This window comes from Epilithonimonas sp., assembly GCF_036780765.1.
Taxonomy (GTDB): domain Bacteria; phylum Bacteroidota; class Bacteroidia; order Flavobacteriales; family Weeksellaceae; genus Epilithonimonas.
The window spans coordinates 310,997-323,382 of sequence record NZ_DAIQCG010000002.1 but is presented as its reverse complement, the minus strand read 5'-3'; the positions used below and the strand labels follow the sequence as shown (position 1 = coordinate 323,382).

The window sequence follows — 12,386 nt, the reverse complement described above, 5'->3', positions numbered from 1 at the left end:
TCCTTGATTTTTAAATTCTCTTTTTTGAGAAAAACCAATGGAAAATATTAAAAGAAAAATTAAAATGATAATTCTATTCATTATTAATATTTAAACCGTATAATTTTGGAAAGCTTCTTCCAAACTTGCAAATTTTCCTTTGAATTCTGAGATTGGAGAATCTTGGATGATATTACCTTGATGAATCAAAATCACACGCGAACAAAGCGCTTCAACCTCCTGCATAATATGTGTGGACAAAATCACGGTTTTTGCTTTTCCAATTTCTTTGATGACATTTCGGATTTCGACAATTTGATTTGGGTCAAGCCCATTCGTTGGTTCGTCCAAAATCAATAAATGCGGTTCGTGAAGAATCGCTTGCGCTAATCCAACACGTTGTTTGTAACCTTTGGAAAGTTGACTGATTTTTTTTGATTTTTCTGGTGTAATCCCAACCAAATCTATCACTTGTTCTACTCTTTCTTTTTTGATGTTATGAAGATTCGCGACGAATTGAAGATATTCTTTCACAAACATCTCGTTGTAAAGTGGATTGTTCTCAGGAAGGAAACCTATTTTCTTTTTGGATTCGATTTCGTTTTCTGAAATATTTTTTTCGTCCAAGAGAATTTCGCCTTCGTCAATTTTCAGAACGCCTGTTATGGATTTCATCAACGTGGATTTTCCTGCACCATTTGGTCCGAGTAATCCGATAATCTCGTTGTTGGCAATCGTTATGTTGATATCATTGAGCGCAATTTGCTCTCCGAATTTTTTGGTAAGTCCTGAAATTTTTAAAGACATCGATTTGGGTTATAAATGATGAGTGATGAATGATAATTGATTTACAAAAATATGAAAAATTACCGTGTCTGTTTAAACGCAAAGAGCGCAAAGATTTTTATACATTATTGAAAATATTTTTAAGAGTCGCAAAGGCGCTTCGTTCAGCAAAGAAAAACAAGTAAAAACATTCTGCTTGTAATTCTGAAAGAATCTCTACGTTCAGATTCCTGCGGAATGACAAATAATGCGGATATATAAGATATTGATTTGATGTACAAATTGATATGCAAATATTCAATCTTGGCGAAGCACGCCCCGACTTATCTCCTATTTTATTATTATTTTTTTGAATCGATGAACCACTTCGTTAGGTTTGAGTGGAGCTCTTTTTCTGACATTGCGATTGTCCGAAAGCTCAACAGATTGCTTCACTTCGTTCGCAATGACAGAAAAAAGCGGGAATCCTTCGACAAGCTCAGGATAAACTGCAGGCGGATAAAGGCGCCCAAATTATAATTATGAAGTTTTATTCTTTTGCCTTTTTTCTTTTGTCTTTAATTATTTTGTAACAAATTTTTGATATCATTACTAACCGAACAGAGTTAAAACAAAAATGGGTTCATCTGAGAAAGAATTTTTAGAGAAAATCGATAAACATAAAGGAATCATATTCAAGATTTCTAAAATGTATATGGATAATCGTGATGACCAGAATGACCTTTTTCAGGAGATTGTTTATCAGGTTTGGAAGTCTTTTTCGAGTTTTGAAGGTAAGAGTGAATTCTCAACCTGGCTTTATAGAATTGCTCTGAACACCGCCATCATCTTCCTGAAATCTGAGAAAAGAAGAAACTTCATCCAAAACCACGATGTCTCACTCTACAAAATAAAAGAAGACGAATACAACCACGAAGACGAGCAAAATCTGAAAGTGATGTATGAATCTATCCAAAAACTGAATCCCATTGACAAGGCTTTGATTTTCTATTATCTGGAAGATTTTTCGGGTAAAGAAATGGCAGAACAAATGGGAATCTCGGAAGGTAATGCCCGTGTAAAACTAAACCGCGCAAAAGAAAAATTAAAGGAATTGATTAATAAAGAGGCTTCGAGAGCTTTAGTGTAATAAAGTCTTCGACTCCGCTCAGACTGACAATCAACAAACTATCAACTATCAACTATCAACTATCAACTATCAAAGATATGGACTTAGATAATCTTAAATCACTTTGGAATAAAGAAGATGTTTCCGAAACGCCGGAGATTTCGCCAGAAAAACAGAGACAGATACATCATCCTTTGGAAAGGATTAGAAAAAATATGCGCCACGAGTTTTGGTCGACCATTATATTGCTTCCTATCATTTTGATTGTGATTTGGTTTTTCCCAATTCCTTTCAGATTCAGGCTTTACATCGAGGTTTTGGTGGCTTCTATGACTTTGATTACAGTTTTCTTCTTCAGTAAGTTCTTTAGACTTTATAGAGAAATCGGCAATCCTACTTTGGGAACTTATGATTCTCTGAAAGATTTGTTTCATCAATTTGAATTGAATAAGCAATATTATTTATCATTTTATCTAAGTTTCGTCCCGTTTTTGGTTTGTGAAATGATTATAATTACAGAATCGATTCCGTACACAAAAACATACAGTAATGGATTCTTGTCATTTTATCTGCTTTTCCCAGTAATTCTTAGTTTGTTCGGACTCTATTTCCTTGGCAATTGGTGGTTTCAATATTTCTATGGTAAATATATTGACCGAATCAAAAAACTGGTAGATGAAATGAAAATGGATTAATATCATTCTAATCATTAAAAGCCGTATAAAGCCTATCATCTTTACACGGCTTTTTTAATTTTCATAAGCTAAAAATTTTTGTAAATTTGCAGACTTATGGGACAAATCCTAGCCATAGACTACGGAAAAGCAAGAACAGGAATTGCTGCAACAGACGACTTACAAATCATTGCAAGCGGACTGACGACAGTAGAAACACCAAAACTTGTAGATTTTCTGAAAAAGTACTTTTTTGAAAACAGCGTAGACGAAGTTGTGATAGGACTTCCCACAGATTTGAAAGGAAATATGTCCGAAATCGAAACGGAGATTCAGAAATTTATTTCGGTGTTTGAAAAGGAGTTTCCTGATAAAAAAATCAATCGTCTGGATGAACGTTTCACTTCCAAAATGGCTTCTTTTTTCATTAGTCAAAGCGGAAAAAACAAAAAACAAAGACAAGAAAAAGGATTGATTGACAAAGTAAGCGCAACTATTTTGTTGCAGAATTTTTTAGACCAAAAGAGATGATTTTACCAATTAGAGCATTCGGAGATTCCGTTTTGAGAAAAAAAGCACACGATATCGACAAAGATTATCCTGAGCTTCAGACCCTAATCGATAATATGTTCGAAACGATGTACGGAGCAAATGGAATTGGTTTGGCTGCTCCTCAAATTGGTTTGGATATCAGACTTTTTGTAGTAGATGTTTCTCCACTTTCGGAAGATGAAGATTATGAAGACATCGCTGATGAATTGAAAGATTTTAAAAAAGTGTTCATCAACGCAAAAATTCTTGAAGAATCTGGAGAAGAATGGAAATTCAATGAAGGTTGTTTGAGCATCCCCGAAGTTCGTGAAGATGTGAAACGTAAATCAACGATTAAAATAGAATATTACGATAGAAATTTCGTCAAACATACCGATACATTTTCCGACATCAGAGCAAGAGTTATCCAACACGAATATGACCACATCGAAGGAATTCTTTTTACAGACCACCTGAGTGCGTTGAAGAAAAAAATCGTGAAAGGAAAACTTCAGAAAATTGCTAATGGAGACGTTAGCGTGAGTTATAAAATGAGATTTCCAAAATAGTCAGAAGTTGTAGGTCAGAAGACCGAAGAATGCAATTAGGAAAAAGAAAAATAAAAAATATAATTAAAACTTCGGACATCGGACTTCCGACCGCCGACAAAAATTAATGTAAAATGCAGTTAGAAAAAATTATTTCAATCTCTGGAAAACCAGGACTTTTCAAATTGGTTTCTCAACTTAAAAACGGTTTTATCGTTGAGGACATCACGACTAAGAAAAAAGCGAGCATCTCAAACTCAAGCCAAGTAAGTCTTTTGGACAACATCGCAATGTTCACATTTGATAAAGAAGTTCCTTTGTTCGAAGTTTTTGAAAATATTGCAAAAAAATACGACTACAAGCCAACAATCAACCACAAATCTTCTAGTGATGAACTAAGAGCTTTTATGGCAGAATCTCTTCCTAATTACGATTTGGAAAGAGTTTATGAGTCTGATATCAAAAAATTGGCTCAATGGTACAACTTGCTTCAAAAAGCAGGTTACATCACGCCTGAAAGTTTTGTAAAGCCAGAAGCTCTTGCTGAAGAAACCGTAGAAGAAGCTAAAGTAGTCGAAGAAAAAGCAGAGAAAAAACCAGCGGCTAAAAAAGCTCCTGCAAAAAAAGCTGCTGAAAAAACAGAAGAAGCTAAAGAAGAAAAAGCGCCAGCTAAAAAACCTGCTGCTAAAAAAGCGACTAAAAAAGAAGACAAAGAATAATTATTAATTGATAATTATAAATTATAAATGCTCTCTCAGAAATGTCTATTTTTGAGAGAGTTTTTTATTTATGAGAATTGTTTCATTAGTTCCTTCGATTACGGAAGCTTTGTTTGATTTGGGTTTGACAACTGACGAAATTGTTGGTCGAACGAAATTCTGTATCCATCCAAAAGATTATGTTGATAAAATTGAAATAATTGGTGGAACTAAAAATCTTAACCTGGATAAAATTAAATCTCTAAAACCAGACCTAATCATCGCCAACAAGGAGGAAAACGTCAAAGATCAAGTTGAGGAATTGATGAAAGATTTCAAAGTTTTGGTAACGAATATTGAAACTCTGGAAGACAATTATTATCTATTGAAACAACTCGGGCATCTATTTGGGAAAGAGGAAAAAGCTCAATTTTTCAATCTGAAAACTTATGAAGCTTTTGATATTCAGAAATCTGAAAAACGTTTGAACGTCGCTTATCTGATTTGGAAAAATCCTTATATGACCATTGGTGGCGATACTTTTATTTCGAGGATTTTGGAAGAATTAGGATTTGAGAATTTATTTAAAAACCAAAAACGTTATCCCGAAGTTCAATTGGAAGATTTGAAAGGCGCCGATTTGATTTTCCTTTCGTCAGAGCCATTTCCTTTCAAAGAAAAACATATTGATGAAATCCAAGAAGTTTGTCAAAATCAGAAAATTAGAATTGTTGACGGCGAAGCTTTTTCCTGGTATGGAACACATCTTGCGAAGTGTGGGAATTATTATAGAGAACTTTTGACAGAAATCAATCAATAAAAAAAGTCGCAGTAGATTGCGACTTTAATATTTTATAGAAATTTAAATTACAAAATCTTCGCAACTTCTTCACAAAGCCAATTCAGCAATTCTTCATCTTCTTTTGTGAATGGATCAATGGTATGAGAATCGATATCGATTTGTCCGATGTTTTCTCCATTTTTGAAGATTGGAACTACAATTTCTGCTTTTGTATCAATAGAGCAAGACAAATAATTATCCTGAGAATGAACATCAGGCACTACGAAAGTCTCGCCAGAAACCGCCACTTGACCGCAAATTCCCTTTCCGAAAGGAATAATCACGTGGTCCGTAACTGCTCCAACATAAGGTCCTAAAGCTAACTCGTCTTTGTCTCCGTTTTTGAAATAGAAACCAGTCCAATTGTAATAAGAGATTTCCTTATCCAAAAGCTGACAGATTTTCAAAAGTTTTGTATTTGTATCTTGTGGACTTTCTAAGATGATTGAAAGTCTTTTTTTAAGTTCTATCATTTTGTAATCATTATATTTTTAACACAAAGATTTTTTTTAACAACTAATCTGCTTAAGGGGCAAAAAGGCGCTTTGCTTATAATAAGATTTAATTTAATCCTTCAAAAGTTAATTCTTTGTAACCGAACATTCCGCGTTCTTTTATCATTTCTGCTACGCTTTTTGGCAACTCTTCTTCCCAACCCAATTCGTGTGTGACGATTTTTTTAAGAATTTCTCTGGAATAGATTTCCAAGAATTTCGGATTGTAATTATGAATGTCCACAATTCTCTTGTTGAGTTTGAAATACTTATATAACTCTTTTAGATTATCGTGAACTTTCAGATTTTCGGAAGTCAGTAACTCGCCATCTTCAGGGTTTTTATATGGATAAAGATAAACGCGCATATCCTTTTTGAAGAATTTACCAAATGCCTCCAAAATTCCACCTGGAAGATTTTTGTAATATTCCTCATCGAACACGTCCAAAAGATTATTAACACCCATCGCAACGCCAATATGTTGATTGGTGAATGTTGAGAAATAATCAACCATTCGGTAATATTCGGAGAAATTGGAAATCATTACCGTGTAACCCAAAGTTCCCAAAATATCTACTCTATCCAAGAAATCTCTTTCATCAATATCGCCTGCAGCTCTTAGATTTGAAATTGTAATTTCGAAAAGAATTTGCGTATTCTCGTGGTCGCAAGAATTGTCTTGGTTGAACATTTCCAAACCGTGCTCGAACATATCGATATTCACACGAGTTACAGGTCGGAAACTTCCTCTTACTGCAAAAATATTTTTCTTGTAAAGAATATCAGCTGGAAGCATATTATTCCCTTGAGAATTGAAAATAACTGCGTCTGTCATACCCAATTTTACCAGCTGAAGACTCATCAAACGATTGTCAACATATTTGAAAGCTGGTCCGCTGAAATCTATCATATCAATCTCCAATCTGTCCAAAGAAAGGTCATCGTACAAAGACTCTACAAGGATTCTTGGATTATCTGTATAAAAATAAGCACCATAAATCAAATTAACTCCCAAGCTTCCCAAAGTTTCCTGTTGCAAAGTCGGATTCGTTTCCTTGAATTTTACGTGAATAATTATTTCGTTATATTCCTCATTTTCAGAATTTTGAAACCTTACTCCTACCCAACCGTGACCTTTTGTTGTTTTATCAAAATTGATGGTTGTAACGGTATTGGCGTAAGAAAAGAACTTTTTACCGGGATTGTTTTCTCTCGGGATTCTTTCCTCGATAAGAGCCACCTCATAACGCAACATTTTCCTTAGTCTGTTTTGAGTTACGTATCTGTTTTTGGCTTCCTTACCATAGATGGCATCAGAAAAATCCTTATCATAAGCAGACATCGCCTTTGCAATAGTTTGCGATGCGCCGCCTGCTCGGAAGAAATGACGAACAGTTTCCTGCCCAGCGCCTATCTCCGCAAAAGTTCCGTAAATTGAAGAATCGAGATTAATAGCTAAAGCTTTCTGTTTTGGGGTAAGTTTTGGCTTTATCACAAAGAATTAGATTTATTTTGTAAATTTACCAAAAACAGCGCAATTACGAAAATGCTTTTAAAATTTTTAGGTACAGGAACATCACAGGGAATTCCTGTTATAGGAAGCCATCACCCTGTTTGCCTTTCCAATAACCCAAAAGATAAACGTTTACGCACTTCTGCACTTGTAACTTCCGACTCGGGAAAGAAAATATTAATTGATTGTGGACCCGATTTTCGCCAGCAAATGTTGACAAATCAAGAGGAACAAATCGATGCAGTTTTGATTACACACGAACATAATGATCATATTATTGGTTTGGATGACTTGCGACCTTTGATTTTTAAAAATAAAGCTCCGATGCCAATTTATTGTAACTCTCGTGTTGCAACAGAAATCAAAGACCGTTTTCCTTACGCTTTCCAAGATCACAAATATCCAGGCGCACCAAGTTTTGATTTATTTGAAATCGATGAGAGGTTTACACTTTTTGATGAAGTAGAAGTTCAGCCGATTGATGTTATTCATTCTGAAATCAATATTCTTGGATTTAAATTTAAAAATCTAGCTTACATAACAGATGCGAGTAAAATTGATGATAAGGAAAAGGAGAAATTGAAAAACTTAGATTTTTTCATTATTAATTGTCTTAGAAAAAAAGAACCTCATCATTCTCATTTTATTTTACCTCAAGTTTTGGAATTGGTAGAAGAACTTAAGCCGAAAAAAACCTACTTAATTCACATCAGTCATCATCTAGGCTTTCACGAAGAAGTCGAAAATGAGCTTCCAGACCATATTCATTTGGCTTATGATGGACTAGAAATAGAATTTTAGGAAAAATATTTTTCTGATTAACACAATGTTACGAATTAATGAGAAAAATAATTCAAATTCATTTTCATTGCTTACAAAATAATCCTATATTTGCACACCAATTTAAAACAAACATCAGCCCAGTTGGCGGAATTGGTAGACGCGCTAGACTCAAACTCTAGTATCGAAAGATGTGCCGGTTCGATTCCGGCACTGGGTACAAGACCGAAAAGAGGTGATAATTCACTTTCTTTCCGGTTTTTTTATACTTTCAAAAAATTCCACTTTTTCTGGGAATATCGAATCAATTATTTTGTGTTTTATGTTTATATGCCCATCAAAATAGACTTTAGCAAAGTTTTAACCGATCTATCTCCAGTAGAATGCTTTTTTTCATTTTGGGGATTATTGATCAACTTTTCAAAATTTTGCTTTAAAACTTTTTTTTAATAGTTTTTTATCGAAGTCCTCATTTCCATTAGTGATTGGATAATCTAAAAAAAGTCCTACAAATTGCAGGACTTTTTTATCATTTTCGGAATCAATTAGCAAATTTATTTAATCTGACAAAGTCTTCTTATGTAATTGAGCTATTTCGGATTCAGAGATATCAGGATTAGCTCCAGCTTTACTTGCAACAATGGCACCTACTGCACTTGCAAAACTCATCGCATCCTCTGGATTTTTATTTGATAATAGTTTAGCAATAAGACTTGCAAGAAAAGAATCTCCTGCTCCAACGGTATCTGCCACTTTTACAGGATAACCACCGTGTTGGTAAATTTTGCCATTCCATAATAACAATGAACCATGTTTTCCCAAAGTCACGCAGATTGATTTGGTATTGGTTTTTTCTGAGATAAACTGAATATTTTCTTCCAGATTGTCAGATTGAAAACCTAATACTGAAGCTATTTCCAAGATTTCCTCATCATTAAATTTGATAAAATCAGCTTTGTTCATCAATTGTTGTAAAACTTCAATATTATAATGAGGCTTTCTCAGATTCACATCAAAAACTTTGAACATTTTAGGATTAGAATCCAGCAAACTGAAAAGTGTATTTTTAGAAATATCATTTCTACAAACCAAACTTCCATAAAAAAATACATCGGCATTTTTTACAATATCCTCAGTAGTTTCATTAGTTTCAATATAGTCCCAAGCAGAGGGAAACTTAATTTCGTAGGTAGCAGAACCACGCTCGTTTAACCTTACTTGTACAACACCTGTACCATAATCTGGAGTTGTAATGATTGCGTTGTTATTAAGTTGATTTTCTTTGATGTAATCACAAATTATCTTTCCGTCTTCATCATCGCCAACGGCACTTATCATCGCTACAGGGAATCCGAAGGAGGCTGTCCGAAGTGCAAGATTAAGTGGAGCTCCACCAATTTTCTTTTCTTCTCCAAACACATCGAAGAGCACTTCTCCGTAACTTACTGCATTTATTTTTTTGTTAAGGAACATCAATTTAAGGATTTTTGATATTAATATTACTGAATGAACTATCTGAACCAAAAATACTCCATTTTTTGTTAACAACATCATAAACACGGTTGCTAAACGCAATTTTATCATTCACATAAACCACGCAAACATCATTACTGATGAAAACCGTCACGTTATAATTGGTTCCGGAAATTCCCGATAACGGATAAGAATCGACATAATCTTCGTTTCCGTCATTTGTTACATAGCTTGCAATCCTGTTAGCAGAAGGTTCAAATGAAATTTTAAATCCATTCTTTCCGTCATTATCCTGAGCCAAAATCAATCCAGATTTCCCACTTGCAGAAGCGTTCAGTGTAAAGCTGATTTGATTGGCTTTCTGAAGTTTTCCAAATGTGACCTGAGAATTGGAAGACAGATTGAAATTATTCCCGTTCTGAGAAGCATTCCCCGTGATTTTATCCACAGAAAGCGAAGCAGTTTGCCCGAAAACAGATGATAAGGCTGAAATAGATTTTACCGCTAATGTTCCGTCCGAATTCTGAACGAGTTTGTGTGTGACAAGATTTCCTGCCCAATCTTTTCCGCCTGTGTTGCTTTCAGGGACTTTTCTGGCAGTCCAACCCACCAAATAGCGGTCGGTATTATCTGAAACTGTTTTTGCGGCATAGAAATAAGAGCCGTCCAATTTATCGTTTGCTGGTGTTGTCCACGGTCCGTTTGGTGAGGAACCGATTCTGTAATGCGTTCCACTGTTGTTGCTCCAATTTTCTGAGAAGACAAGATACCAATAGTTGCCCATTTTGAAAAGGTCGGGACACTCCAGCATAATATAATTTTCAGATGATGAAGTGGTATAAATTGGATTTTCTACCGTCCAATTTCCGCTTGCAGGACTGGTTGTGGTAAATTTCAGCACCACTGCTTTTTTTGCCGAAGTCTGTGCAGAGACCAGCATCCAGTATTTCCCATCTTCCGCATTATACAAAACGTGCGGATCACGGAACTCATAATCGAAATAACCGGCGGGAGCCGTGATTTTAAAATTCTTGACCTTCGTCCAGTTTTTCATATCTGTACTTGTTGCCAGAAGAACACTTTCTCTTGGGTTGCTCGATATAAAAGAAGCAGTCTCATTATGTCCTGTGTAATAATAGTAATAGGTATTTCCAACCTTCACCAGACTTCCTGTTCCCACACCAAAATCCGGTTCAGAAGCTGTTCCGTAGGGAATTTGTCTTCCCTGATAGGTAAAATCCTTGAAATTGGTCGTCTCAAAACTATGAATATCGTGAAATCCTTCGCCTGCAGGTTTGGTTTTAGCATCGTGCAGAAAGAAAAGATGAAATTTTCCATTTTCATAATATGGCATTACATCACCAACATAACCAGCTGTGTAATAAGGATTATTTTCACCCATCCACTGGTTGGGCGGTTGCGGAAAGATATTGGTCTGTCTGAAAATCTCATCCGGATTCACTTCTGAGACTGAATCATTATTCTGGCAGGAATAAGTAGCCAATATCATCACAGCGGCTAAATATATTGTTTTGATTGTCATTGATTCTGATTTTAATTTTAATGCGTTACAAGGTAATTAAGGCTGTTCTCCGTGATTTTTTTGATGTTATCTAAAAATCCGTTCGGCTGGCTTGGTGTTCCGTTCGAGGTTTCGTTGTACCAGTCGTAAGCACCCATTGAGATAGTGATACACTTTTTATTGGCAGTTCCACCCGGAAATTCGGCCACTGCAACACGTCCATCCAAAGTATTGTCCCAGGCTTCACTAGCCAGGTTATTTCCTCCGGTTTGCGTTCTCCATCCGGCACCGTTCACATAACCGCCCCAATCCGGCAAAAACCACCACGCTGTATGATTAAGTCTGAATGTTCCTTTCTGAAGAAAATTGGCTTTCCCTGATTCGTAGGTTTGTAATCCGTCAAAAACAGGATGCGCTTCGTTCCCTTTGAAGGAAATTCCCCAATCATTGTTGGCATCCACAAAACCACTCGGTAAGAAATCTCCGAAAACATTATTCGGACCTTTTCCGGAAGGCACAATTCCCAATGCATCTACATATTGAGCTGCGAATCCCGTTAATAGAATATTGCCGCCCGCATTAAGATAGGTTTTGATTTTAGAAGTGACATTCGCATTTAGCGCATCATTCGGTAGAGCGGTTGCCGAATCAAAATGCCACCACAAAACATCTATTCCGGTTAAGTTGGCTGTACCATTGGAAATATCGTTCATCGAAATATAAACAGCACCTGAGTATTTTCCGAAAAGCCAGTCCGAAGCAGCGATTTCATCCGGATTGGTCAATCCAGTTCTTGTAGAAGCTGTTCCTAGAAATGCAACGGTTGGCCCCGAAACAGGTGTCGTTACTTTTGCCGTGTAGATTTCAGTCAGATTAGCATTAGAAACTGTGAACTGAACAGGATTGGTGAAATTAACCGTAGTTCCTGATGCCGGATTGATGCTTACACCGCTTGCCATTTCTATTACAGGCTGCAAGGCAGTAAGATCAGTTCCTTCCGGCATTGTTAGCAAAATACTTTTGTTGGAATGATTAATCGTTGCCGATAATCCGTTGATTTTAAAACTTATAATTGGTACCTGAGCTTGTACTGTCACCTGATAATCTTTGTAGATGTTGCCATTTTTTACTCGATATTTTATAGGTTGGGTAAAATCCTGAAGTATACCCGAAGCAGGAGAAATAACTGCGCCTGATGGAATTTCAATGGTTGGCGTTATGGCATTCACAGCGGTTCCATATGGCAGTGTAACGGTAATTTTATCATTTTTGTGGTCTATTTCTCCTGAAACTCCGTTTACTTTAAAAGAAGACACATTCACGGAAACATTTGTCACCAACCCTTCTTCCATCTCACTTTCGCAAGACACAATTGATATTGCAGAAATCAGCAACATCAGGACTGTTTGAAATTTATTTAAAATTGTTTTCATATCAAT

The 12,386-nt window shown here is 35.8% G+C and carries 13 protein-coding genes and 1 tRNA gene; 8 read left to right on the top strand and 6 right to left on the bottom strand.

What is annotated here, in order from left to right:
* Window positions 1–90: 90 nt before the first annotated feature.
* Window positions 91–786: an ABC transporter ATP-binding protein gene (locus V7P73_RS04905; RefSeq protein ID WP_333851823.1), complete on the bottom strand. Its 696-nt coding sequence runs from the start codon at window positions 784–786 to the stop codon at window positions 91–93.
* A gap of 595 nt (window positions 787–1,381) precedes the next feature.
* Here V7P73_RS04905 and V7P73_RS04900 point away from each other — a divergent pair.
* The 6 genes from V7P73_RS04900 to V7P73_RS04875 all read left to right on the top strand — a co-directional run bounded on the left by V7P73_RS04900 (window position 1,382) and on the right by V7P73_RS04875 (window position 5,144).
* Window positions 1,382–1,894, top strand: a complete 513-nt coding sequence (locus tag V7P73_RS04900) for an RNA polymerase sigma factor (protein WP_333851822.1) — start codon at window positions 1,382–1,384, stop codon at window positions 1,892–1,894.
* 77 nt (window positions 1,895–1,971) lie between these two features.
* The gene (locus tag V7P73_RS04895; RefSeq protein WP_333851821.1) at window positions 1,972–2,568 is read left to right on the top strand and encodes a hypothetical protein; all 597 of its coding nucleotides are present in this window, start codon (window positions 1,972–1,974) and stop codon (window positions 2,566–2,568) included.
* A 96-nt stretch (window positions 2,569–2,664) separates the two neighbouring features.
* Window positions 2,665–3,078, top strand: coding sequence for a Holliday junction resolvase RuvX (gene ruvX / locus V7P73_RS04890; RefSeq protein WP_333851820.1), 414 nt, complete (start codon window positions 2,665–2,667; stop codon window positions 3,076–3,078).
* The gene (gene def / locus V7P73_RS04885) at window positions 3,075–3,647 is read left to right on the top strand and encodes a peptide deformylase (RefSeq protein ID WP_312420837.1); all 573 of its coding nucleotides are present in this window, start codon (window positions 3,075–3,077) and stop codon (window positions 3,645–3,647) included. Before ruvX ends, def begins: the two co-directional genes overlap by 4 nt.
* A 113-nt stretch (window positions 3,648–3,760) precedes the next feature.
* Window positions 3,761–4,345: a DUF5606 family protein gene (locus V7P73_RS04880; protein ID WP_333851819.1), complete on the top strand. Its 585-nt coding sequence runs from the start codon at window positions 3,761–3,763 to the stop codon at window positions 4,343–4,345.
* A gap of 70 nt (window positions 4,346–4,415) precedes the next feature.
* On the top strand, window positions 4,416–5,144 hold the full coding sequence (locus tag V7P73_RS04875; protein WP_333851818.1) for an ABC transporter substrate-binding protein: 729 nt from the start codon (window positions 4,416–4,418) through the stop codon (window positions 5,142–5,144).
* A 47-nt stretch (window positions 5,145–5,191) separates the two neighbouring features.
* Here V7P73_RS04875 and V7P73_RS04870 read toward each other — a convergent pair whose 3' ends face one another.
* Complete coding sequence (locus V7P73_RS04870) at window positions 5,192–5,638, bottom strand: GAF domain-containing protein (RefSeq protein ID WP_333851817.1); 447 nt, start codon at window positions 5,636–5,638, stop codon at window positions 5,192–5,194.
* An 88-nt stretch (window positions 5,639–5,726) separates the two neighbouring features.
* Window positions 5,727–7,151 carry a TonB-dependent receptor gene (locus tag V7P73_RS04865; protein WP_333852126.1) on the bottom strand — a complete coding sequence of 475 codons (1,425 nt, stop codon included), beginning with the start codon at window positions 7,149–7,151 and terminating at the stop codon, window positions 5,727–5,729.
* A gap of 54 nt (window positions 7,152–7,205) precedes the next feature.
* On the opposite strand from V7P73_RS04865, the gene V7P73_RS04860 reads away from it, so the two are divergent.
* Together V7P73_RS04860 and V7P73_RS04855 are read left to right on the top strand one after the other, a co-directional pair.
* Window positions 7,206–7,973, top strand: a complete 768-nt coding sequence (locus V7P73_RS04860) for an MBL fold metallo-hydrolase (RefSeq protein ID WP_333851816.1) — start codon at window positions 7,206–7,208, stop codon at window positions 7,971–7,973.
* Window positions 7,974–8,090: 117 nt separating this feature from the next.
* Window positions 8,091–8,172 (top strand) — tRNA-Leu (locus tag V7P73_RS04855).
* 338 nt (window positions 8,173–8,510) lie between these two features.
* On the opposite strand, the gene V7P73_RS04850 is transcribed toward V7P73_RS04855, so the two are convergent.
* The 3 genes from V7P73_RS04850 to V7P73_RS04840 are packed head-to-tail and all read right to left on the bottom strand — an operon-like array spanning window position 8,511 to window position 12,380.
* On the bottom strand, window positions 8,511–9,425 hold the full coding sequence (locus V7P73_RS04850) for a carbohydrate kinase family protein (protein ID WP_333851815.1): 915 nt from the start codon (window positions 9,423–9,425) through the stop codon (window positions 8,511–8,513).
* Window positions 9,426–9,429: 4 nt separating this feature from the next.
* Window positions 9,430–10,968: a glycoside hydrolase family 32 protein gene (locus tag V7P73_RS04845; protein ID WP_333851814.1), complete on the bottom strand. Its 1,539-nt coding sequence runs from the start codon at window positions 10,966–10,968 to the stop codon at window positions 9,430–9,432.
* Between the two features lie 17 nt (window positions 10,969–10,985).
* Complete coding sequence (locus V7P73_RS04840; RefSeq protein WP_333851813.1) at window positions 10,986–12,380, bottom strand: DUF4960 domain-containing protein; 1,395 nt, start codon at window positions 12,378–12,380, stop codon at window positions 10,986–10,988.
* Window positions 12,381–12,386 lie beyond the last annotated feature (6 nt).

Excerpts from the sequence above, each read along its gene's own strand:
- V7P73_RS04845 (WP_333851814.1), bottom strand. The coding sequence starts at position 10,968 with ATGACAATCAAAACAATATATTTAGCCGCTGTGATGATATTGGCTACT.
- V7P73_RS04870 (WP_333851817.1), bottom strand. The coding sequence starts at position 5,638 with ATGATAGAACTTAAAAAAAGACTTTCAATCATCTTAGAAAGTCCACAA.
- V7P73_RS04840 (WP_333851813.1), bottom strand. The coding sequence starts at position 12,380 with ATGAAAACAATTTTAAATAAATTTCAAACAGTCCTGATGTTGCTGATT.
- V7P73_RS04880 (WP_333851819.1), top strand. The coding sequence starts at position 3,761 with ATGCAGTTAGAAAAAATTATTTCAATCTCTGGAAAACCAGGACTTTTC.
- V7P73_RS04895 (WP_333851821.1), top strand. The coding sequence starts at position 1,972 with ATGGACTTAGATAATCTTAAATCACTTTGGAATAAAGAAGATGTTTCC.
- V7P73_RS04900 (WP_333851822.1), top strand. The coding sequence starts at position 1,382 with ATGGGTTCATCTGAGAAAGAATTTTTAGAGAAAATCGATAAACATAAA.
- V7P73_RS04850 (WP_333851815.1), bottom strand. The coding sequence starts at position 9,425 with ATGTTCCTTAACAAAAAAATAAATGCAGTAAGTTACGGAGAAGTGCTC.
- V7P73_RS04875 (WP_333851818.1), top strand. The coding sequence starts at position 4,416 with ATGAGAATTGTTTCATTAGTTCCTTCGATTACGGAAGCTTTGTTTGAT.
- V7P73_RS04860 (WP_333851816.1), top strand. The coding sequence starts at position 7,206 with ATGCTTTTAAAATTTTTAGGTACAGGAACATCACAGGGAATTCCTGTT.
- ruvX (WP_333851820.1), top strand. The coding sequence starts at position 2,665 with ATGGGACAAATCCTAGCCATAGACTACGGAAAAGCAAGAACAGGAATT.
- def (WP_312420837.1), top strand. The coding sequence starts at position 3,075 with ATGATTTTACCAATTAGAGCATTCGGAGATTCCGTTTTGAGAAAAAAA.
- V7P73_RS04905 (WP_333851823.1), bottom strand. The coding sequence starts at position 786 with ATGTCTTTAAAAATTTCAGGACTTACCAAAAAATTCGGAGAGCAAATT.